A 21289-nucleotide genomic window follows, 5' to 3' on the forward strand; every position below is an offset into this window, starting at 1 on the left:
CCCGGTTCATTTAATGGGCGGTATTAGGAAAAAAGCGTAGGTATCCAGCGATGTCAGGTCCGCCTCCAGCAATTTTATCTTTTGGATGGAGTCGGCCTTCGTTGACTGCTACCTCTTCAAAGTCAAACGGACTGATTCCTTCCAGGCAGGCCACATTGATCCCGAATTGATCGGGTTTTGACCGGCGTTGGTGATGTGTGTATATCCCGCATTTTGAGCAGAAATAGTGCTTCGCTTGCATGGTGTGAAACTGATAGAGGGTGAGCAATTCCTCTCCAGAAGTGATCTCTATATCCTGAAGCGCCGCAGAAACCGCTATCGCACCGCGCATGCGGCAATAGGAGCAGTTGCAGCGCCGTGCTGTCTTGAGCCCGTCGCTAAGTCGAACTTGAAATCGTACAGATCCACAATGGCATGAACCTCGTAACTTTCCATCAGTGCTTTTCATTTTTTCCTTTCAATGGCGGCTTCTGGCCGAACACGGCCTTTAATCAAAGACAATCCGCTGCCCCAGCTCGAATTGATTCTCATGGCAATAAAACAGGATAAGCGGCGTGTCCTTCGAATAGATCATCGTGTCGTCACGTGACGGCACAAAAATATCCGACCAGTTCTCGATCAGGAACACGCTGCTGCAGACGAAGCATGCGTCTTCGCCAAACACCACGACGACCCGCTGAATTCCCGGTACACGGGCGCGTAACCAGCTGCTTGCGATGGCTACGTCGTCTCCGAAGGCGAGCCGCTCGATTGAGTCAACGGAGTCAACGTTCAGGCCCAGATGCGTCTTCGAGTCATGAAGACCCACCAAATCATAGGCACGGCGAGCATCCTCGGCATCAAGCCAGACAATATCGGCCGAGTGATGTTTCAGCTCCTCAACCCGCCAATGTGTTTCGTTTATCATCTATCAACATCCAAGGTGCCCTGGGCAGCGTTTCTAGGGTAGCATCGTGCTCAGGTGTGGTCACTTGCCTTGTCAAGCGCGCCTGCTCAATGGCATAGCGCTTGAGCCTGGCTATAAACAAGGCGCTCCTCATGGCCCGGCTAGTACAGCCGGAATGCAATTATATTGATAATAGTTGGGAGAACCCACTGATGCAAATCGAAGAAAGCATCCACATTGCCGTCCCGCCCACGGTCGTCGATCAAATTTGGAGCGAGGTTGACCGATGGCATCAGTGGGATCCGGACACAAAGCAAGCGCGGCTCAATGGGCCATTTGCGGTGGGAACACAGGGCAGGATAGTTCCCAGCAAGGGGATGGGCATTCCGATGCTCGTCACGGAGCGCTCCGCGGGCCGCTCGTTCACCGTCGAAGGCTACATCCCTTTGTTCCGCATCCATTTCGAGCACACGGTGGTTGCCGCAGATGGCGGATCGGAAGTCGTTCACCGCGTGTGGTTTACTGGAGCGCTTGCCTTTTTGTTCGGGCCAGGCGTTGCCAGGCAAGTCCGGGACGGGCTTCCCAAGACGATGCGCTCGCTCAAGGCCTATGCCGAGAAGCGCAACGAAACGCTCCATGATGGCGAGGCGGGAAGGGCTAACGCGACGACCGCCTGATGGATAGTTTCTCCTCGTCAATTCCTTGCAAACTGCCGCGTCAAATTAACGTGCCGTTCCCCTCATGATGGAATACAATTCTTGCGTGGCAGCCAGCTTGCCTGGCAATGCCGGGCACGGCGTCACGCTTTGACCTCGGAAAGATGTTTGCTTATGACTCTGCAGTTCCCCCTGCCGAATGTACTTCTTGCGCCTTGCGCGCCATCCAATCGGTCCCAGCCACTCGGTTCCCTGTTTGCACTGACCCTGTTCTGCCTGATTCCAGCGACGTCCGCCATGGCGGCTGCGCCCGCCAGCAGCAGCGTCATGCTGGAAGAACTGACGAGCACCGAGTTGCGCAGCCGTATCGACCACGGCGCCACGACCGTGCTCGTGCCGATAGGCGGCGTCGAGCAGAGCGGGCCGTATATCGCGCTGGGCAAGCACAATGTGCGCGCCGGGCTGCTGGCGCGGCAGATTGCGCAAAAGCTGGGCAATGCCATCGTCGCGCCCGTCGTTTCGTACGTGCCGGAAGGCGCGATTGCTCCGCCGGCCGGCCACATGCGCTTCGCCGGCACGATTTCGATACCGCCCGCCGCCTTCGAAGCCGTGCTGGAAGGCGCGGCCGCCAGTCTGCGCCAGCATGGTTTTCGCGACATCATCTTCCTTGGCGACCATGGCGGCTATCAAAAGAACGAGCAGAACGTTGCCAGCAAGCTGAACCGAGCCTGGGGCAAGGCTGCCACCGCCAAGGATGCGCGCGCTTACGCCTTGCTCGACTACTATGACGTCACGCAGGCGGCATATATTGCCGAACTGCAAAAGCGTGGCCACAGCAGCGCCGAGATCGGGCTGCACGCGGGTTTGGCGGACGCGGCGCTGATGCTGGCGACGGATCCGTCGCTGGTGCGCAGCGAGGCCATGGCCCACGGGCCGAAGCCCGGTGTGGCGGACGGCGTGCGCGGCGACGCGACGCGCGCCACGGCGGAGCTCGGCCAGATCGGTATCAAGCTGCAGGTGGACACGTCGGTGGCCGCCATCAAGCAGTTGCTGCAACGTACCAAATAATTCCGCTGGAAGTGCTGAACTTCCGGCTTTTGCAACGAAATGACGCGAAATCACATGAAAAAATCTCAACGACGCACCATCGTCACCTTGTCCGCCCTGGCTGCCGCACTGGCAGGTCTGGGCGTGGCCAGCCAGGTCATCGGCGCCAGCACGCCGGCCCCGGCCGCCGTAGCGCCGGCCACCGCCTATTCTCCGCTGCCGGGCATGCCGCCGCTGGTGGACCCGAAAAACGTGTACGGCAGCATCGCCAACAGCAATATGAGCCCCGTCGTCAAGGATCACTTGCGCCGCGTCTACGTGCCCAATCTGCGTTCGAACGATGTGTACGTGATCGACCAGGAAAGCCTGAAAGTGGTCGACAAGTTCAAGGTCGGCAGCGGCCCGCAGCACGTCGTGCCGTCGTGGGACTTGCGCACCCTGTGGGTGGCGAACAATGCCGAGCGCACGGACAAGGGCAGCTTGACGCCGATCGACCCGTTGACGGGCAAGCCGGGCAAGGAAGTACCCGTCGATGACCCCTATAACATGTATTACACGCCGGACGGCAAGTCGGCCATCGTCGTGGCCGAAGCGCGTCACCGCCTCGATTTCCGCGATCCCAAGACCATGGCCGTGCAGTATTCGATCGACACGCCCCAGTGCGGCGGCATCAACCATGCCGATTTCTCGAACGACGGCCGCTACGCCATGTTCACCTGCGAATTCGACGGCACCATCGCCAAGATCGACCTGGTGGGCCGCAAGGTCGACGGCTACCTGAAATTGCAGATGCCGGCCAAGCGCTTTGCCGAGTCCGGCCCCGTGGGCGGCCCGGCGAATGAAATCTGCAGTGTCAAGAAGGGCATGCCGCAAGACATACGCATCTCGCCGGACGGCAAGAAATTCTTTATCGCCGACATGGACGCCGACGGCGTGCACATCGTCGATGGCGTCACCCTGAAGGAAATCGGCTTCATCCAGACGGGCGTGGGCGCGCACGGCCTGTACCCTAGCCGTGACGGCAAAAAATTGTACGTGGCCAACCGCGGCACGCACCGCATCCACGGCAAGCCGAAGGGCAAGGGCAGCGTCAGCGTGATCGATTTCGCCACGGAAAAAGTCGTGTCGAACTGGCCGATTCCCGGCGGCGGCAGCCCCGACATGGGCAATGTGTCCGCCGACGGCAAATATCTGTGGCTGTCCGGCCGTTTCGACGACGTGGTCTACCGCATCGACACGGCCAGCGGCGACGTTGCCAAGGTGAAAGTGGGCCAGGAGCCGCACGGCCTGACCGTCTGGCCGCAGCCGGGCCGCTATTCGCTCGGTCATACGGGCAACCTGCGCTAGGCTGGCGCATGGCGCTTCCTGGAGTAACTGCGGCGGATATACAGTCGTGATTGCCTAAAAGGCAATATTGGCGCATACTGTATTTTCTATTCCACTACCTCCAGGGAGCGCCACCATGATTCTTGATCACATCGGTTTGAATGTCAGCGATGCGCAGGCCAGCAAGGCCTTCTTTTCTGCTGCCCTGGCGCCCTTGGGCGTATCGGTGGTGATGGAAGAGCAGGGCTGGGTTGGCATGGGCAAGGATGGCAAGCCGGATTTCTGGTTCGGCGTGGGCGACAAGCCGCATGCGGGCATGCATCTCGCCTTCGCGGCGGACAACCGTGCCCAGGTGGACGCGTTCTACAAGGCCGCGCTGGAAGCGGGTGGCAAGGACAACGGCGCGCCAGGCATCCGCGCCCTGTATCACCCGAATTATTATGGCGCTTTCGTGCTGGGGCCGGATGGCCACAATGTCGAAGCCGTCTGTCACCGTCCCGAGTCTTGACGCCGGGCATTACCTGAAAAGAGCAGCATGAAGCACAGCGCCACCCTGTTTGCCGACGCCGCCGGCCGCTATGCCTACGTCAAAGCGGATTTTTCCTGGCCGGCCCTGTTCCTGGGCTCGTTCTGGGCCGTCGCCAAGCGCCGCTGGTGGCTGGTGCTGCTCATGTTGGCGATGGATGCCTGCCTGTGGTTTGGCAGCCATCTCGCCACCGAAATGCGTGTCGGCCCGATGATGCTGCTGATGGCCGGCGCGGAACTCAGCTACCTGCTGGCGCGTGGCTGGTATGGCAACCGCTGGCTGGAAGCCTCGCTGCGCAGCCATGGTTACAAGCCCGTCGTGCCGGGCACGGGCGCCGTTGGTTGAGCCTGCCTGGCACAAATTTCCCCCTCTGTTACTGACGTTTGCCAAGGGCAGGCTGTCCAGTACAAACTTTCTGCGCTGCCTGGCGCACCTTTGATCCAGATCATCCCTCACCTGCAGTGCTCACGTAGCCTTGGGACTCGCGTTGCAAAGCATCTTCCCACCAACCGGATATGTTTTTCGCGTTTCGTGGCGTAGCCCGGCTGTCTGCCTCACCGTTCGACAGCAGGTGGTGTCGCCATCTGTTTATGTCCACCCAACTGCTATTTAATGAGGAACTCCATGTATCCATATTCCCGTAGTGTTACCCCCGCCGCCAAAAACCACCTGGAAGCGCAACTGGCTTTCTTCAATGGCCTGTCGAAGTCGCTGTTTCAGTCGATGCAGCACTTCAGTGACCTGAACATGCAGCTGGCGCAAGGCTTGCTGGAAGAAAGCACGGTCACCAGTCAGAACCTGCTGACGGTCGAGCGCGCTGAAGATGCGTTCCAAGTGGCTGCCGCATCGGGCCAGCCTGCCGCCGAGCAGCTGCGCAAGTACCAGCAACAGGTGTCGCGCCTGGCAGCCGATACGCAGGTCGAACTGGCCAATGTGGCAGAGCGTCATGTGAATGAAACGAGCCGTACCGCCAAGGCCCTGGCCGAAGAAGTGGCCCGCACCGCTTCGGAAGAAACGGAGAAAAACGTGCGCAAGCAGCAGGAAGCGATGCAGCGCATGGCCGAACCGTTCCAGGCTTATCAGCAAAACGGCGCCAACCGCGACCAGCAGCGTGGCGCGCAAAGCCGTGACGGCCAAAGCCTGCAAAGCGCCGGCCATCAGGGCAGCCAGCAGTCGTCCGGCAGCGAAGGTTCGGCCAGCGGCAGCGCACAGCAAGCGGGTTCCGCGCAAGGCAAGAGCAGCAGCACCAGCCGTAAAGAGTAAGCACGAGGCGGCTTGCAGCTGGGCCGCATCGCGAGGGCCGAGCCTTGCCATGCAGCTAGCTATGCGGCTAGCCGGCACGCGGCATCGTGCGTATTGATCCGGGCAGCGCGCCCGCCCTTCACGGGGCGGGCGTTTTGTCGTATGCGTGCGGCTCAGGCGCCGGCGTGGCCGCGCCAGACGGGCGGGTTGGCAAGGCCATGTTTGTTGGTGCGGTTGTCTCGGGCAAGATCGCGGTCCCGCTGTTCGCATCGATGAAGGCGCTGACGGCGTCCAGGGTGGGCGCCAGCCTGCGCAAGGGAGCGGCCAGCGTGGCGACGAGGGTGGCGTGGCCCACGTGGTCGAAATAGGTTTCCGTCACGGGCCGGTGCAGCGCGCGCAAGGCGCTGGCCAGGCCGCCCGTGTTGCGTTGCGGATCGACCAGTTTATCCTTGCCTAGCGCCGGGGCGATCAGCAGGGCGGGCGGGGCGTCGGCCGTCACGTGATGGATGGGCTGCGAAGCGGCAGGCGTGTCCGGGTAAAAGAAAACGGGCCGGGTGATGATGTTTTCGATCGGCAGGAAATCATAGGGGCCGGCCAGGCCTATCCAGCCCCGCAAGTCTTGCGGACGCATGCCGTGGCGCGCCAGCAGGCTGGCGTCGAGCGCCAGCATGGCCGCGTTGTAGGCGCCGGCGCTATGGCCCATGACGAACAGACGCGCCGGATCGCCCCCATGGCGGCTCGACTCCATTGCAGCCCAGGCCACTGCACGGGCCGCATCCTGCAAGATTTCGGGGTAGTGCACGTCTGGATACAGCCGGTAATCGGCGATCACGGCCAGGTAGCCGCGCGCGGCGAGCGCATGGCCGACGAAGGCATAATCGGCGCGCTCGCCCGTCGTCCAGTTGCCTCCATAAAAGAACACCACCACGGGCACGGGTCCCGTGCGGATTTTTGGGGCGTACACATCGAGCTTTTGCCGTGGCAGGGGGCCGTAGGCCAAGCCACGCGTCACTTGCGAGGCGCTGCCGGACGACAGGGCATTGATGGCGGTCAAGGGCGAGCAGGCGGCCAGGCCGGCAGCGAGCGGGATGGCCGCCAGCAAACCGAGCAGGGTGGTACGCAGGATCGTCATGCTGGCTCCCGATGGTGAATGATGATGCTTGCAGTGTAGGCCAGGCTGGGCAGGGCGCACACGGGGAAGTTGCTCTCTAGCATAGATAAATGTTGCATGCGTCAATCAATCCTGTAACAGCCATTTGCGCGCCGTGGCGATGACGGCGTCCGACAGGGTGCGTGTGAGGGGCGTCTGGATATCCCAGGCATGCCAGGTCAGTGGCACGTCGAGCGCTTGACCGGCCGCCACGTCGACGAGCCTGCCGGCGGCCAGCGCCGTTTCCGCCTGCAGCAAGGGCACCATGCCATAAGCATAGCCCGCTTCGATGAAGCGCACGAAGTCGCGCGCCGAACCGAGCACATGGTGCGGATAGCGGCCCGTGTAGCCGAGGCGGTGCTGCAGATAGCGCTCGTGCAGCGCATCCTTGCTGCCAAACGTGATGGCGGGCGCCTGGCTGACGGCTTCCACCGTAAAGCCATGGGGAAACCACTGTTGCGCGAACCCTGGCGAGGCCACGCACAGGTAGCGCATGCCGCCCAGCGGCGTGGCGGTGGTGCCGGCCACCAGGTCGTTGGCGCTGGTGACGCAGGCAAACACGCGCCCTTCGCGCAGCTGGCTCAGAGTGTGGTCCTGGTCGTCGAGGCGGATATCGAGCAGGCAGGACGGCGGCAACAGCAGCGGCCCCAGCGCTTCCGGAATCCACGTGGCGGCGCTGTCGGCGTTAACGGCGATGGCCAGCGCCGGCAATTGCGTGGTGGGACCGGGCTGGGCGTCGAGCGCCGCTTCGAGCAGCTTGACTTGCCGGTAGTGGGCGATCAGCCGCTGGCCCGCTTCCGTGGGCAGGGGCGGGTGGCTGCGGATGATCAGCAGGGTGCCTTCCAGATTTTCCAGGGTGCGGATGCGCTGCGACACGGCCGGCTGGCTGATTGCCAGCGCCTGCGCGGCCTTTTCAAAGCTGCCCAGGCCGATCACGGCGTCGAGAGCGGCCAATCCACGGTAATCGACGACGCGCATAAGTTTCTCTTATATATGGTTAGAATCATTCATTATACTTATATTTACTTTTTCTTTACACTGTTGAAATAGGGTAACAACTCCACTCTGCCGCGCGGTCCTCCTGGTTCCGCACCACCCTCCACCTACCTCTGATGACTTTGCCTTTGCCGGCAGAGCGTGGGCGGCCGTGCGCGTGATGGAAAGCAATAAAGGAATCGATATGGACAGCGCAATCTTCTTGAAAGGCATGGGGCTCGGCGCGAGCCTGATCGTGGCCATCGGCACGCAAAACGCATTCTTGCTGAAACAGGGCTTGAAGCGGCATTACGTGCTCACCTGCATCCTGGTCTGCCTCGTGTGCGACGCGATGTTGATCACGGCCGGCGTGGCCGGCATGGGCACGTTCATTGCCGACAATCCTAATTTCCTGCTGTGGGCCAAGGCTGGCGGCGCCACCTTCCTGATCGCCTACGGCTTGCGCGCCGCCAAGTCGGCCTGGCGCCCAACGGCCCTGACGGTGTCGGCCGCCAAGTCGCCCGAAGGCTACTGGGCCGTGATCGGCGCGGCGCTGGCGTTCAGCCTGCTGAACCCGCACGCCTTCCTCGACACGGTCATCCTGCTCGGCTCGATCGGCGGCCAGCATGAAGGCGTGGGACGCTTCTATTTCGCCGGCGGCGCCATCATGGCGTCGGCCCTGTGGTTCTTCCTGCTGGGCTTTGGCGCCCGCTACCTGGCGCCAGTATTTGCCAAGCCCATGGCCTGGCGCGTGCTCGACGGCATCATCGCCCTCGTCATGTGGGCCATCGCCGCCTCGCTGTTCCTGTAAGCGTGACAAGCGCCGCAGCCTGCCTGCGGCGCGCGGCAATTCCCCGTAGAATAGCCGTCAACTTGATGCTACGCTTTACAGGAATGCCATGACCACCACGCCAGACTCCCTGCACATCGTGTGCCCCCATTGCGACGCCGTCAACCGCTTGCCGGCCGCGCGGCTTGCAGAACAGCCCACTTGCGGCAAGTGCCAGAAGGATTTATTCACGGGCCAGCCCGTGGACCTGGCCAGCGCCCGTTTCCTCAAGCATATCGAACGCAGCGACATTCCCGTGCTGGTCGACTTCTGGGCGCCATGGTGTGGCCCGTGCCGCAGCATGGCGCCATTTTATATCCAGGCCGCCAAGACCCTGGAACCGGCGTTCCGCGTCGTCAAGGTGAACACGGAAGCGTCGCCGGACCTGGGCAGCCGCTTCAATATCCGCAGCATTCCCACCCTGGCCCTGTTTCGCAAGGGCGTGGAAGTGGCGCGCCAGCCGGGCGCCATCGATGCGAACGCCATCGTCGCGTGGGCACGAGACAAGGCACGATTTTAAACATCCAGAGAAAACCGTCGAGGTTTTCGATTTGACATTTAATATGGCGCCATATTATATTGTGCCTTATGATGAAACTCGAACAGAAATACACGGCCTTGCTCGGTGACGTGCAGCGCCGCGCGCTTGGCGCGGACACGCAGGCATCGATCGGGCGCTTGCGCCTGTGCTTTGAAGTGCTGGGCCTGGCGTCCGCCATCGATGGCGATTGCGCCGCGCGCCTCGGCCGGCATGGCTTGTCCGAAGGCAAGTTTGTGCTGCTGTCCCTGCTGCGCGGCGTGCCCGACGGACTTTCGCCGCACGAATTGGCCGAGCGGGCAGGGGTGACGCGCGGCACCATCACGGGCTTGCTCGACGGCCTCGAACGCGACGGTTTCCTGGCGCGCCATCCTGATCAGCTCGATCGGCGCAAGCTGCTCGTGCGCCTGAGCGCCAAGGGAGAAGCCGCCGCCGCGACCCTGGTCGATGAACACGCGCAATGGATCGCCAGCCTGTTTGCTGATTTCACGCCGGCAGAAATGCAGATGTTGAGCGCGCTGCTGGAAAAAGCCTGGCGCAAGACGGATCGGGGTGCGCCATGAGCCGCGGCGTCGCCGACATCGCACCCGCGCGCCTGGCCCTGTTGAACGACGGGAGCGTGGCCAGCGCGACCCTGACGGAAGGGCTGGCCATCGATTTCGCCCAGTTGCTGGCTACGGCCGTGCCTGGTATTGCTACGTCCGGGCTGGAGTGGATGCGCGCGCAGGCGGCAGACGGCATCACCAAGCGCATGGCACTGGCGGCGCAATTGTTGCTGGACGCCAACGCCGACCTGGCTTTGCTGCAAGCCCACCCATCCGACACGGTACGCGGCTGGGTCTGCTTTGCCATCGCCGCCCAGGCTGGCTTGAGCTTGCCGCAACAGCTGGCTGCCATGCGGCCGCTGGCCGACGATAAGCACTTTGGCGTGCGCGAATGGGCTTGGCTGGCGCTGCGTCCCCATCTGGCGGCGCATCTTGAAGAGGCCATCAGCTTGCTGTCGCCGTGGACGGCGGACCCGTCGGAGCGAGTGCGCCGCTTTGCCTGCGAAGCGCTGCGCCCGCGCGGCGTGTGGTGCGCGCATATTGCCCGCTTAAAAGAACAGCCGCAGCTGGCCTTGCCCGTGCTGCAGCCCTTGCGCGCCGACCCGGCCGTCTATGTGCAGGATTCCGTGGCCAACTGGCTTAACGATGCGGCCAAGAGCGAGCCGGACTGGGTGCGCAGCCTGTGTGCGCAATGGCTGCAGGAAACCCCTGCTGCCGCGACGCAGCGCATCTGCAAGCGCGCCCTGCGTTCGATTTCTTGATTTTTTGGAGGACAAACATGCATTATCTGTTGGAACTGTATAGCCCGAAACCGGCCTGGCTGGCCCTCGACGGCGCCGCGCGCCAGGCGTATTTCGACAGGGTGGGCGCCGGCATGGCGGCCTTGTCCGGCATGGGCGCCGAAGCGCTGGCCATGGGCGCCATCGATGGCGGCAAGCTGCACGCGGCTGCCCAGCAATTCTATGCCGTCTGGCGCTTCCCGGATGAGGCGGCATTGGACGCCTTGCTGGCCGGCATCGCCGCCACGGGCTGGCATGATTATTTCGACACAGTCAATGCGGCTGGCACGGCCGTGGATTTTCCTGGCCACCTGGCGCAGCTGGCGACCATCTAAGCGTACGGCGTTTTCCTTGCCACTGAGGTAAAGTTGGCATTTCCATCTGAATACCGACGTTGATGCCGACCAAACTGCTCTCCACCCTGTTGCTTGCCCTGGCGCCCATGCTGGCGTCAGCAGTCCCTGCCACCCCGCAAGCCCTCGTCGTCGCCGCCCGCAAGCAGGTGGGCGTGACCGTGCAGTACGATCCGCGCTATGAGCGGCTCGCCTATCCGGGCGGCGACGTGCCGATTGAGCGGGGCGTGTGCACGGACGTGGTCGTGCGCGCTTACCGCCAACTGGGGCAGGATTTGCAGGTGCTCGTGCACGAAGACATGCGCAAGGCGTGGCAGGTGTACCAGCAGCAGGGACGCTGGCAGATGAAGGGGCCGGACCGCAATATCGACCACCGCCGCGTGCCGAACCTGGGCACCTACTTTACCCGCCACGGCACCAGCCTGCCGCCAAGCAAGGAGGCGAACGCTTACCGCGCGGGCGACATCGTCACGTGGCGACTGCCGGGCAACCTCACCCATATCGGCATCGTCAGCGACAAGCAGTCGTGGAGCGGCACGCCGCTCATCATCCACAACATCGGCGAGGGCGCGCGCGAGGAAAATATTCTGTTCAGCTATCCGGTTACGGGACACTATCGCTGGCAGCCGCGCTGACGGATACGGGCGCTATTTCCTGCAGAATCGCCAGCACCTTGGCCAGCGCCGTGTCGATATCGAGCTTGTCGATGGCGCCATAGCCGAGGAACAGGCCTTCATGGCGGGCGGGGCCGTGGTAAAAGCTGGCCAGCGCATACAGGCTGATGTCGGCCAGGCGCGCGCGGCGCTGCAATTCGGCGATATCGAGCGGCGCCTGGGCCAGTGCCGCCACGTGGAAGCCGGCGCTGGCCGGCACCAGGCGGAACCATGGCGCCAGCGGGCCGTTGAACCAGTGCAGCAGCCGCTCGCGCCGCCCCGCATAGATATCGTGGCAGCGGCGGATGTGGCGCAGCAAATGGCCGTCGCCGATGAACTTGGCCAGCGCATGCTGGCCCAGGCTGGCCGTATGGCAATCGCTCAGGTATTTCACCGTCTGCACGGCGGCCACGATGGCTTCCGGCAGCACCACGTAGCCTAGCCGCAGTTCCGGCAACATGATCTTGGAAAAGCTGCCCACGTGCGCGACGATGCCGTAGCGGTCCATGCTTTGCAGCGCATCCTCGGGCCGGCCCTCGTAGCGGAAGGCGCTGTCATAGTCGTCCTCGATGATGATGGCGCCCAATTGCTGCGCCCGCTCCAGCAAGGCGTGTCGGCGCGCCATGCTCATCGGCATACCCAGCGGGAATTGATGCGCGGGCGTGACATAGATCAGTCGCGTGCCGTCCGGGATTTGCCCGACGATCAGGCCATCCTCGTCCACTTCGATGCCCACCACGCGTGCGCCCTGGCTGGCGAACACGGCGCGCGCCACCGGGTAGCCGGGTTCTTCCACGGCAACTGTGTCGCCCGGTTCGAGCAGGGTTTGCGCCAGCAGGTGCAAGGCTTGCTGCGCGCCGCTGGTGACGAGCACCTGTTCCTCGGTGCAATGGATGCCGCGGCTGAAGGCGGCATGGCCGGCAATCGCCGCGCGCAAGGCGGGCAAGCCTTCCACGGGGCCATAACGGCCGCGCGCCTGTCCGCCCTGGCGCAGGGCGTGCAGCATGCAGGCGCGCCATTCATCCTGCGGGAAGTGCGCGGGCGTGGCGCGTCCGCCGATGAAGGCGTAGCGCGCCGGCGTTTCCTGGCTGGCGCGGCGCAAGGGCGTGGGCGTCGCTTCCCAGCGGGCGATGCGCTGCGCGCTGGCCAGCGGCGTGCTGGCGTGGCGCCGCTGCGGCGAGGCGTGCGGCGTCTGCACGAAGCTGCCCACGCCCACTTTGCCGACCAGCAGCTTTTCATAACCGAGCTTGTCATACACGTCGGACACCGTCTTGCGCGACAGGCCCAGCTGGCTGGCCAGCAGGCGCGAGGGCGGCAATTGCTGGCCGTCCGTCAGCCGGCCCGAGCGGATGGCTTCGCTGAGCTGGCGGTACAGCTGGCCGCCCAGGTCGCGCGTGCCGTCGATCAGGATATGTAATTCCATGGTGTGTCTGCTGGTGGTCTGCTGTTTTTCGGGGAGATTGGCCTGCCGCACGCTCTTCTTGCGCTTCTACAATGATGCATCTCTACTTTATCAAGGAATGCCATCATGACACAGCAACGACTCGACTTTGTGCAAGCTTCGCCCGATGCCATCAAGGCCATGTATGCGCTGGAAGCGGCGATTGCCAAGCTGGGCGTGGAACACTCGCTGCTCGAGCTGATCCGCCTGCGCGCCTCGCAAATCAATGGCTGCGCCTTTTGCGTGGACATGCACACGAGCGACGCGCGCAAGGCGGGCGAAACGGAACGCCGCCTGTATGCCGTGTCCGTCTGGCGCGAAACGCCATTCTTCACGCCGCGCGAGCGGGCCGTGCTGGCCTGGACGGAAGCGCTGACCCTGCTGCCGCAGAACCATGCGTCCGACGCAGACTACGCGGCGCTGGCGGAACAATTGACACCGGCGGAAATGGTCAACGTCACCCTGGCCATCGGCTCCATCAATACCTGGAACCGCCTGGCCGTGGGCTTTCGCAAGATGCCTGAATAAATCCTGTGTTCGTTCGCGAACAGACGGCTGGCTGCCCCCTGCGTAGGCTGAACGGATGATTGATCAGCCAGGGAGCAGCCATGCAAGTACCTATCGGGGAAGGCGCCGACAAGACGCCGGAGCAGCACGAAGAAGCGCGCCGCGAATTCATCGCCGAACTGTGGCGGCGCTACGAAGCCTTGCAGGAATGGGCCGTCAGCCACTGGCCCGACCAGCAGCACCCCCTCAGTTCCGCCGACTTCGTCGAGGCGCGCAAGGAGATATTGGGCTTGCGTTCGCCGGCGGGGTCGTTGAACCAGCCGTCGCAAAAGGATGAAGCGGAACCGGAGCAGGGCGGGGCGCAGTATGTGGACGTCACCCCTGCACCATGGCCGTAGGTCGGATTAGCGCTTGCGCGTAATCCGACGTCACCCGCCAACAATGTTGTCGGATTACGGCCCTCCGGGCCTAATCCGACCTACGCGTTGCTCTTCCCTTGAGCAAACACCCAGCAAACCAAACTCACCAGCAACCCCGCCATCACGCCATACGCCAGGTTCAAGGCGCTGTCGAACAGCAGCGGCGCCACCAGGCCCGAGACGAGGGCGAACAGCAGCATCTGGATGAACGATTGCATCGACGATGCCAGTCCGCTGTTGTTGGGGAAGTGGTTCAGCGCCATCAGGGTCATCGGCGGCATGGCGATCGACAGGGCGAACGAGTAGAAGAACAGCGGCAGTACGGCCCACGGCACTTCGGCGGCAAAGACATAGTTGTAGCCGATGTTGGCTGCAGCGGCCACCAGCATCAATATGAAACCGGCCCAGATCATCTGGCGCTGGCTGTAGCGGTGGGCGATTTTCGCCGACAGGGCCGAACCGAACACCATGCCGCTGATCAAGGGAATGAACAGCCAGGCAAACGCTGTTTCCGGCAGATGCAGGATATTGATGATGAAGTAGGCGGCCGAACCGATGTACAGGGCGAAGCCGCCAAAGGCGGCACCGATGGCCGTCGACAACAGCAGGAACTGGCGTTGGCACAGCACTTTCCAGTAATTGACGGCGATGTCGCCCAGGTGGAAGGCGTGGCGCTGTTCCTTCGGCAGGCTTTCCGGCAGCGCGCGCCAGACGACGACGAACATCAGCACGCCGAACGCCGTGAGGAACCAGAAGATCCAGCGCCAGCCCAGGCCCACCTGCAGCCAACCGCCCAGCACGGGCGCGATGGCCGGCGCCAGCGCGAACACCATCATGATGTGCGAGAGGATTTTTTGCGCGGCGGCGCCCGAATAGCGGTCTTGCACGATGGCGCGGCCAATGACGGAACCGGCGCCCGCCGACAGTCCCTGCAGCACGCGCCAGGCCAGCAGCCAGCCCAGCGACGGCGCCAGCGCGGCGCCCACGGAGGCGATCACATACAGCACCAGCGAGACGAGAATCACGGGACGGCGGCCGAACGAGTCGGACAGGGTGCCGTAAAACAGCATCATGAAGGCGAACGTGAACAGGAAAAAGCTCAGGGTTTGCTGCACCAGCAGGGGGCTGGCATTGAAATCTTGCACGATGGCGGGGAACGACGGCAGATAGGTGTCAATTGCAAGCGGTCCGACCATCGCCAGGCCCGCCAAAATCCATGTTAATAATTTAGTCATGTTGAAGAGTGTTTTTGTTAGTCCGTCATTTTACGCTAGTGGCAACAATCGGGTTTGATCGCAGGCCGCCACGTGATCTATATGCGTTTTTCGCATATTGAATCTTGAAATTCTTCGTTTGAATCGCCATGCCTGGCCGCTAAGCTTGGGCGACCCGGCTTGTTTGCCATTTTTGGAAGTGATACGCCATGCACAGCATTTATCCAGCGGCGCCCGCCGACGACACGGCCCAGTGGAACCTGGGGCCCGTGATCCAGGCCTTGCGCAGCTCGCGCGAAGACAAGCACAAGATCCGTCATAACGGCAGGGTGCGCGAACTGCCGTCGCGCGAAGCGCTCACCACCATCGTCAACGGCCTGTCGGCGGCCCTGTTCCCCACGCATTACGGGCGGCCCAACCTGACGGATGAAAGCATCGATTACTTTGTCGGCGACACCCTCAACACCACCTTGAACCGCCTCAGCGAGCAGGTGCGGCGCGGCTTGCTGTTCTCGGTGCCGGCCGGCGATGAGGGCGATGGCGCCAATGACGATGCGGCCCTGGCGCAGCAGGCGCGCGACATCACGCGCGCCTTCGCCGCCAGCCTGCCCGACATCCGCGCCTTGCTCGTGTCGGACGTGCAGGCCGCCTATGCGGGCGACCCGGCCGCCACCTCGGTGGCCGAGATCATGCTTTGCTATCCGGGCACCATCGCCATCCTGTACCATCGCCTGGCGCACCGCCTGCATGCGCTCGGTGCGCCATTCCTCGCGCGCCTGATCGCCGACATCGCGCATACCCTGACGGGCATCGACATTCACCCTGGCGCGCACATCGGCGCCTCCTTCTTCATCGACCATGGCACGGGCGTCGTGATCGGCGAGACGGCCATCATCGGCCAGCGCGTGCGCCTGTACCAGGCCGTGACCTTGGGCGCCAAGCGTTTTCCGGCCGACGCTTCCGGTGCGCTGATCAAGGGCACGCCGCGCCATCCCATCGTCGAGGACGACGTGGTCATTTACGCGGGCGCGACCGTGCTGGGGCGCATCACCATCGGCGCGGGATCGACTATCGGGGGGAATGTGTGGCTGACGCAGAGCGTGCCAGCTAACAGCAATGTATCGCAGGCGCAGATGCGTAACGATTAGGTGCGGCGGAAGGGGCGTAACCCCAGAGTTAGGGCTGGGGTCAGACCCGACGGGGGAATGCGCCCCAAAGGGCGGATTCCGATCGCGAAGCGACTGACCCCACAGTTTTACTTCACCGTCAGCACTTCATACCGCGCCACTGGCACGCCATCCTTCAGCAGCAGCAATTCCTGGTCGGCGTAGCGGTAGCCATTGACTTCGCCCAGGGTGCTCAAGAGCAGGCGCTCGAGGTCCATGTCCTGCGGCTGGCACATCATCATGGTGCCGGCCATTTGTCCAAAGTTCAAGGTGCTGACGCCATCGCTGGTGTAGCCGCCCATCATCTGGTTGCAGCCGCTGTTGCCGCTGGCGCGGCCATCAGCCAGCTGCAGGGTCACTTCGCGTTGCTCGGGCGCCTTGCGCACCACTTGCTTGCCCTTCAATTCCTTCAGCTTCCACTGCGTGCCCGTCAGCTTCGGCGCCGGCTTGGCGGGCGAGGTGGCGCCAGGCGCGGCGGCGGCAGCATCGCTGCGCACGGGCGTTTGCGCGCAGCCGGCCGTGATGGCGACGATGGCGGCGAGGGGAATCAGTCTGGCGAGTGTGAACATGGTATTTCCTGGTTAACGTGATAAGTAATAGCCGTCAGCGTAGCAGATCGGCGCCGCGCCAGCGTGCACGGTTGACAAGCTCGCTGGCAAGTTCACTGCTGTTTTTCCTGCTCCAGCCGGGACTCAAGCACGGTGCGCGCCGCCGCCGCATAGGCGCGGCAAGCCTGCGGGTCGACAAACGCCTCGCTGCCGGCCGTGGTGCTCGCTTCCAGCCTTTCCCACAATTGGGACGCTTCCGGGTGGGCCGAGATCAGCACGTCGCACGGCAGTTTTTCCAGGGTCTCGAAGCTGTGGCGCAAGTCCGCCACCGCGTTCGGATATTCGCTGCTGGCGCTGAACTTGAAGCCGGGACGCGAAACGGCGTTGAGGCTGTCCGCATAGACCATGTTCAGGCAGCGGGGGCCGTCGCACGATTGCCACGTCCAGCTCAGGCCTCCGGGCGTGTGGCCCGGCGTGGCGTGCGCCGTCAGGTTGACGGGACCGACGTTGAACTGGCCGCCGTCGCGCGCCAGGCGCATGTCCTTGACGGGCGGGTACTTGGGCAGCGCGTGGTATTGCGGATCGTCCGGGCCCACTTCGCCCGACGCCAGGTCCAGCGCGGCCGACGGGCTGGCCGCCACCAGCGCATCGCTGCGCCGCTGCAGTTCGGCCAGGCCGCCCGCATGGTCGATATGGCCGTGCGAATTGAGGATCAGTTTCACATCCTCGATGCGAAAGCCCAGGGTGGCGATATTGGCGATGATCTTGGGCGCCGACTCCGGCAAGCCGCCGTCGATCAGCACATGGCCCTGCGGCGACGTCACCAGCACGGAGCTGAGACCTTTCACTCCCACATAATAGGTATTGCCGAAGATGCGGAACGGCGCCTGGTCCGCGTTCCAGATGGCGCAGACATCGCAGCCCGGCGTCTGTGCCTGGGCGACGGGGCTGGCCAACAGAAGCGCCAGCGCCAGCGCCGGCGCGCGTGTAAGTGTGAGGGGCATTGCGATCCTTATCCGTGTTGCCAAGGTGGCGTATGCTGACATGGAACGGGGCTGGACGCAAACGTCACAACGATGCGGGCGGCGCATCGCCAGTGTCCTTGTACACCAGTTCGATCAGGGTGTCGTCCGCATAGCGGGTATCGCCCACGGGGGCCAGGAAGGACGTGCCGCCATTTTTCACCTGCAGCGCGACGCGGCGCTCCCCATCGAGCAGGGTGGCGCTGGCGATGGCCGGATCGCTGTGCGTGCCCATCTTGAGCGCGTCGGCGGAACACCAGTCGGTGGTGCGCAGCTTGGTGGCGACCAAGGTGCGTATCAAAAATGGGGTCTCCTTCTTGGCGATGGCGACCGTCACCTGGCATTGCAGGCGCAAGTCGCCCAGGCGGCGCATGCCGGGCGGCACACCGTCGCTGCGGACGCTGGCCTGCCAGCGGAACTGGCCTTGCTTCCTGTTGGTGACCAGGTCCGCATCTTCGCTGTCGGCTTGCGCGCTGCGGGGCAGCACAAAGCTGCCATTGGCCGACAGGGGTACGGGGATAGTGGTGTCGTTGCCGGCGATGCGCAAGGTCACGTCCTGCATGGCGTCCGCCGGAGCGTCGGGTCCTGGAATCAGTTGGAAGCGCACTTCGCGCGCCTTGGGTGCCAGTGCATGGTAGTTGTCAAAGGCATCGAGGCCCGCCGCCATCACGCGGTAGGATTTCAATTCCGGATTGCGGATGCTGTTGACGTGGATGGACTGGCCGGTGTCGGCCGGCGCATCGGCGTGCGCCGCGCTGTGGCCGAGGGCCAGGATGGCGAGGGCGGTAAGGAAAAAAAGGTGCACGTAGCCGCCTGTTTGTTTTTAACATGGCAAGCTAACATGAATGGCAAGGCTTGTCACTGGGGCGGCGAGCCAGCCTCAGATCGCGTGCGCGGCGTGCAGTTCGTCGAGGATGGTCTCCTTCAATTGCGCCTGCGCTGCCGGCGTGCGCAGGCGGGGGCGGGGTGCGGCCACGTCGTAATGGGCGCGCGGCGGTCCGGCGCGCGTATCGAGCATGACGATGCGGTCGCTCAGGTACAGCGCTTCGTCGATATCGTGCGTCACCAGCAGCACGCTCAAACCATGGCGCGCGGCGACGGCGGCCAGCAAGTCCTGCAGCTTCATGCGTGTAAAAGCGTCGACGGCGGAAAACGGTTCGTCCAGCAGCAGGATGCGGGGCTGGCCAAACAGGCCGCGGGCAATCGCCGCGCGCTGCGCCTGGCCGCCCGACAGCTGCTTGGGCAGGCTGTGCGCATGGCCTTGCAAGCCCACTTCCTCCAGCAGTTGCGCGACACTGGGATCGTCTGCGCCACCGGCACCGAGGCCGAAGGCGATGTTTTGCGCCACCGTCAGCCAGGGAAACAAACGCGGTTCCTGGAAGATCAGGCCGATGTCGGCGTGCACGCCCGCCAGCGGCTGGCCGCCCAGGCGCAATGTGCCGCGAAAGTCCGTATCGAGCCCCGCCACGATGGACAGCAGGCTGCTCTTGCCGCAGCCGCTGGCGCCGATCAGGCTGACGATCTCGCCCTGGCGCAGCTGCAATTGGAGGTTATGCAGCACGCGCCGCGCGCCATAGGATTTGTCATGGATGGCAATGTCAAGCAGGGCAGTCATGCGTGGAGGCTTTCGTCAGGTGGTGGCATAGCTGTCGCGCCAGGCGAGCAAACGGGTTTCCAGGCGTTGCATCAGGCTGTCGCTGGCCTTGCCCAGCACGGCCAGCAGCACGATGGCGGCCAGCACGATGTCGGCGCGGCTCGTTTCGCGCCCGTCGCTGAGCAGATAGCCGAGGCCCTGGCTGGCGGCGATCAGTTCTGCCGCCACCATGAACATCCAGGCCAGGCTCAAACCATTGCGCAGGCCTGTGAAGATGGCGGGCAGGGCGGCCGGCAGCAGCACGCGCCGCGCCAGCGCGGGACGGCTCAAACGGTACATGCGCGCCGCGTCGATCAGCTTGCGGTCCACGTCGCGGATGCCCGACGCCACGCCCATGTAGACGGGGAAGAAGGCGCCGATGCCGATCAGTACCAGCTTGGGCGCTTCATCGATGCCCAGCCACAGCAGCAGCAAGGGCACCCAGGCCAGAGAGGGAATCGCGCGCAGGGCCTGGAACGTGGGGTCGAGCAGCGCCTCCAGCGTGCGGTTCAAGCCCACGGCCGCGCCGAGCACGATGGCCAGCAGCGCGCCGCCCGCAAAGCCGATGGCCACGCGTGTGGTACTGGCCAGCACGTGGCCGGCCAGGCCCTGGCGTGCCAGGTCGGCGATGGTGGTGGCGATGTCGCTGGGCGCCGGCAGCAGGTTGGCGGGGATGGCGCCCGCGCGCACGCCCAGTTCCGCCGCCAGCAGCGCCAGGGTGGGCAGCAGCAGGCCAAGCGCCACGCGCGGCAAGGGAGGAGGCTTGCGCCGGACGCCGGTCTCGTTGGCCTGTACCGGTGCGGCGAGCGTGTCTCTGGCCATGACCGCTTACGCTTTGCCGATGAAGGGGGCGGCGAAGCGCGTGTCGACGAGGTCCGCGATGGCGCGGTTCAAGTCGGCGCCCGGCTTGACCAGTGCTTCATCGACGAGGATGGGCGCGGCCACCAGCAGGGCCTTCACATGTTCGTTCGACGGCTGCGGATTGCTGAAGTCACTGCGCAGCTTCACCTGCAGCAGCGCCACCGGCAGGCTGACCTTGGCTTCCTCCGACAGGATCTTCGCCGCCTCGGCCGGATAGGTGCGTATCCAGGCGCGCGCCCGTTCGTAGGCCTGTATCACCTTGCCCACTTCGGCGGGGCGGCTGGCAAGGAATTCCTCGCGCACGTTCAGGAAACCGTAGGTGTTGAACGCTACGTTGCGGTAGATCAGACGCGACCCCGCTTCCAGTTCGCTGGCGGCCATGTGCGGGTCGAGGCCGGCCCAGGCATCGACCTTGCCCTGCTCCAGCGCCGCGCGGCCGTCGGCATGCTGCAGGCTCACGTGTTCGATATCGCCGCGTTTCAGTCCCGCCGTCTTCAATGTGCGCAGCAGGAACAGATACGGGTCGGTGCCCTTGGTGGCGGCCACCTTCTTGCCCTTCAAGTCGGCGATGCTGCGGATGGGGCTATCCTTGCGCACCACCAGCGCCGTCCATTCGGGACGCGAAAAAATATACGGCGCGCGGATAGGATTGCCGTTGGCGCGCGCCAGCAGGGCGGCCAGACCGGCGCTCGAACCGATGTCGATGCTGTTGGCGTTCAGGTATTCGAGCGCGCGGTTGCTGCCCGCGCTGAGGACCCACTTGATGCTGGTGCCGTCCGGCTTGAACGCTTCTTCCAGCCAGCCGAAGCGGCGCAGCACCAGGCTGGCGGGCGAATAATAGGCGTAATCGAGGCGCAGCTCCTTCAGCGGCGCTTGCGCGGCGGCGCGGGTGAGGCCGGGCAAGGCGGCGAGGGCGGCGCCGCTGGCGGCCAGTTGCAAGATGGTTCTGCGTTTCATGGTGTCCTTGAATGGG

27 protein-coding genes are annotated in these 21289 nt (G+C 63.9%); 15 read left to right on the forward strand and 12 right to left on the reverse strand.

What is annotated here, in order from left to right:
- Positions 1-10: 10 nt before the first annotated feature.
- The gene (locus tag ASN89_RS27990; protein WP_082127679.1) at positions 11-448 is read right to left on the reverse strand and encodes a GFA family protein; all 438 of its coding nucleotides are present in this window, start codon (positions 446-448) and stop codon (positions 11-13) included.
- A 39-nt stretch (positions 449-487) separates the two neighbouring features.
- Complete coding sequence (locus ASN89_RS00740) at positions 488-907, reverse strand: hypothetical protein (protein WP_058047934.1); 420 nt, start codon at positions 905-907, stop codon at positions 488-490.
- 191 nt (positions 908-1098) lie between these two features.
- Between ASN89_RS00740 and ASN89_RS00745 the strand changes: the two genes are divergently transcribed.
- The 6 genes from ASN89_RS00745 to phaP all read left to right on the forward strand — a co-directional run bounded on the left by ASN89_RS00745 (position 1099) and on the right by phaP (position 5704).
- Positions 1099-1563, forward strand: a complete 465-nt coding sequence (locus ASN89_RS00745; protein ID WP_058048000.1) for an SRPBCC family protein — start codon at positions 1099-1101, stop codon at positions 1561-1563.
- Positions 1564-1839: 276 nt separating this feature from the next.
- Positions 1840-2610, forward strand: a complete 771-nt coding sequence (locus ASN89_RS00750) for a creatininase family protein (RefSeq protein ID WP_082654334.1) — start codon at positions 1840-1842, stop codon at positions 2608-2610.
- A 54-nt stretch (positions 2611-2664) separates the two neighbouring features.
- Entirely contained in the window at positions 2665-3936 is a 1272-nt protein-coding gene (locus ASN89_RS00755) for a YncE family protein (protein ID WP_058047935.1), read from the forward strand.
- A gap of 115 nt (positions 3937-4051) precedes the next feature.
- Positions 4052-4423: a VOC family protein gene (locus ASN89_RS00760; protein ID WP_081368210.1), complete on the forward strand. Its 372-nt coding sequence runs from the start codon at positions 4052-4054 to the stop codon at positions 4421-4423.
- Between the two features lie 27 nt (positions 4424-4450).
- The gene (locus tag ASN89_RS00765; RefSeq protein ID WP_058047936.1) at positions 4451-4786 is read left to right on the forward strand and encodes a hypothetical protein; all 336 of its coding nucleotides are present in this window, start codon (positions 4451-4453) and stop codon (positions 4784-4786) included.
- Between the two features lie 279 nt (positions 4787-5065).
- Positions 5066-5704 (forward strand): phasin family protein, encoded by a 639-nt coding sequence (phaP, locus tag ASN89_RS00770; protein WP_058047937.1) that lies wholly within the window; start codon positions 5066-5068, stop codon positions 5702-5704.
- Positions 5705-5822: 118 nt separating this feature from the next.
- On the opposite strand, the gene ASN89_RS00775 is transcribed toward phaP, so the two are convergent.
- Positions 5823-6815, reverse strand: a complete 993-nt coding sequence (locus tag ASN89_RS00775; protein ID WP_082654335.1) for an alpha/beta hydrolase — start codon at positions 6813-6815, stop codon at positions 5823-5825.
- A gap of 105 nt (positions 6816-6920) precedes the next feature.
- Positions 6921-7811 carry a LysR family transcriptional regulator ArgP gene (locus ASN89_RS00780; RefSeq protein ID WP_058047938.1) on the reverse strand — a complete coding sequence of 297 codons (891 nt, stop codon included), beginning with the start codon at positions 7809-7811 and terminating at the stop codon, positions 6921-6923.
- Between the two features lie 202 nt (positions 7812-8013).
- On the opposite strand from ASN89_RS00780, the gene ASN89_RS00785 reads away from it, so the two are divergent.
- The 6 genes from ASN89_RS00785 (at position 8014) to ASN89_RS00810 (ending at position 11487) form a co-directional block, all read left to right on the forward strand.
- The gene (locus ASN89_RS00785; RefSeq protein WP_034757131.1) at positions 8014-8619 is read left to right on the forward strand and encodes a LysE/ArgO family amino acid transporter; all 606 of its coding nucleotides are present in this window, start codon (positions 8014-8016) and stop codon (positions 8617-8619) included.
- Positions 8620-8707: 88 nt separating this feature from the next.
- Positions 8708-9157, forward strand: coding sequence for a thioredoxin TrxC (gene trxC, locus ASN89_RS00790; RefSeq protein ID WP_058047939.1), 450 nt, complete (start codon positions 8708-8710; stop codon positions 9155-9157).
- Between the two features lie 71 nt (positions 9158-9228).
- The gene (locus tag ASN89_RS00795) at positions 9229-9738 is read left to right on the forward strand and encodes a MarR family winged helix-turn-helix transcriptional regulator (RefSeq protein WP_200968932.1); all 510 of its coding nucleotides are present in this window, start codon (positions 9229-9231) and stop codon (positions 9736-9738) included.
- Positions 9735-10481, forward strand: a complete 747-nt coding sequence (locus tag ASN89_RS00800) for a HEAT repeat domain-containing protein (protein WP_058047941.1) — start codon at positions 9735-9737, stop codon at positions 10479-10481. Before ASN89_RS00795 ends, ASN89_RS00800 begins: the two co-directional genes overlap by 4 nt.
- A gap of 17 nt (positions 10482-10498) precedes the next feature.
- Positions 10499-10834 carry a DUF6616 family protein gene (locus tag ASN89_RS00805; protein ID WP_058047942.1) on the forward strand — a complete coding sequence of 112 codons (336 nt, stop codon included), beginning with the start codon at positions 10499-10501 and terminating at the stop codon, positions 10832-10834.
- 62 nt (positions 10835-10896) lie between these two features.
- Positions 10897-11487: a DUF1287 domain-containing protein gene (locus ASN89_RS00810; protein ID WP_058047943.1), complete on the forward strand. Its 591-nt coding sequence runs from the start codon at positions 10897-10899 to the stop codon at positions 11485-11487.
- On the opposite strand, the gene ASN89_RS00815 is transcribed toward ASN89_RS00810, so the two are convergent.
- On the reverse strand, positions 11456-12928 hold the full coding sequence (locus tag ASN89_RS00815) for a PLP-dependent aminotransferase family protein (protein ID WP_058047944.1): 1473 nt from the start codon (positions 12926-12928) through the stop codon (positions 11456-11458). The genes ASN89_RS00810 and ASN89_RS00815 overlap by 32 nt on opposite strands.
- Positions 12929-13033: 105 nt before the next feature.
- Between ASN89_RS00815 and ASN89_RS00820 the strand changes: the two genes are divergently transcribed.
- The gene (locus tag ASN89_RS00820) at positions 13034-13474 is read left to right on the forward strand and encodes a carboxymuconolactone decarboxylase family protein (protein WP_046683659.1); all 441 of its coding nucleotides are present in this window, start codon (positions 13034-13036) and stop codon (positions 13472-13474) included.
- Between the two features lie 80 nt (positions 13475-13554).
- The gene (locus ASN89_RS00825; protein ID WP_058047945.1) at positions 13555-13851 is read left to right on the forward strand and encodes a hypothetical protein; all 297 of its coding nucleotides are present in this window, start codon (positions 13555-13557) and stop codon (positions 13849-13851) included.
- 80 nt (positions 13852-13931) lie between these two features.
- On the opposite strand, the gene ASN89_RS00830 is transcribed toward ASN89_RS00825, so the two are convergent.
- The gene (locus tag ASN89_RS00830) at positions 13932-15107 is read right to left on the reverse strand and encodes a multidrug effflux MFS transporter (protein WP_058047946.1); all 1176 of its coding nucleotides are present in this window, start codon (positions 15105-15107) and stop codon (positions 13932-13934) included.
- A gap of 188 nt (positions 15108-15295) precedes the next feature.
- Here ASN89_RS00830 and epsC point away from each other — a divergent pair, with 188 nt between their 5' ends.
- Positions 15296-16234, forward strand: a complete 939-nt coding sequence (gene epsC, locus ASN89_RS00835) for a serine O-acetyltransferase EpsC (protein WP_058047947.1) — start codon at positions 15296-15298, stop codon at positions 16232-16234.
- A gap of 107 nt (positions 16235-16341) precedes the next feature.
- On the opposite strand, the gene ASN89_RS00840 is transcribed toward epsC, so the two are convergent.
- The 6 genes from ASN89_RS00840 to ASN89_RS00865 all read right to left on the reverse strand — a co-directional run bounded on the left by ASN89_RS00840 (position 16342) and on the right by ASN89_RS00865 (position 21273).
- The gene (locus ASN89_RS00840; RefSeq protein ID WP_058047948.1) at positions 16342-16821 is read right to left on the reverse strand and encodes an META domain-containing protein; all 480 of its coding nucleotides are present in this window, start codon (positions 16819-16821) and stop codon (positions 16342-16344) included.
- A gap of 92 nt (positions 16822-16913) precedes the next feature.
- Positions 16914-17804, reverse strand: a complete 891-nt coding sequence (bla, locus tag ASN89_RS00845; protein WP_058047949.1) for a subclass B3 metallo-beta-lactamase — start codon at positions 17802-17804, stop codon at positions 16914-16916.
- Positions 17805-17868: 64 nt separating this feature from the next.
- Complete coding sequence (locus ASN89_RS00850) at positions 17869-18627, reverse strand: hypothetical protein (RefSeq protein ID WP_058047950.1); 759 nt, start codon at positions 18625-18627, stop codon at positions 17869-17871.
- Positions 18628-18702: 75 nt separating this feature from the next.
- A complete protein-coding gene (locus tag ASN89_RS00855) occupies positions 18703-19437 on the reverse strand; it encodes an ABC transporter ATP-binding protein (protein WP_058047951.1) in 735 nt (244 codons plus the stop codon).
- A 15-nt stretch (positions 19438-19452) separates the two neighbouring features.
- Positions 19453-20277, reverse strand: coding sequence for an ABC transporter permease (locus ASN89_RS00860; RefSeq protein ID WP_082127681.1), 825 nt, complete (start codon positions 20275-20277; stop codon positions 19453-19455).
- Between the two features lie 6 nt (positions 20278-20283).
- Positions 20284-21273, reverse strand: coding sequence for an aliphatic sulfonate ABC transporter substrate-binding protein (locus ASN89_RS00865; protein WP_046683665.1), 990 nt, complete (start codon positions 21271-21273; stop codon positions 20284-20286).
- Positions 21274-21289 lie beyond the last annotated feature (16 nt).

Source organism: Janthinobacterium sp. Ant5-2-1 (assembly GCF_001445815.1).
Classification (GTDB): Bacteria; Pseudomonadota; Gammaproteobacteria; order Burkholderiales; family Burkholderiaceae_D; genus Janthinobacterium; species Janthinobacterium lividum_E.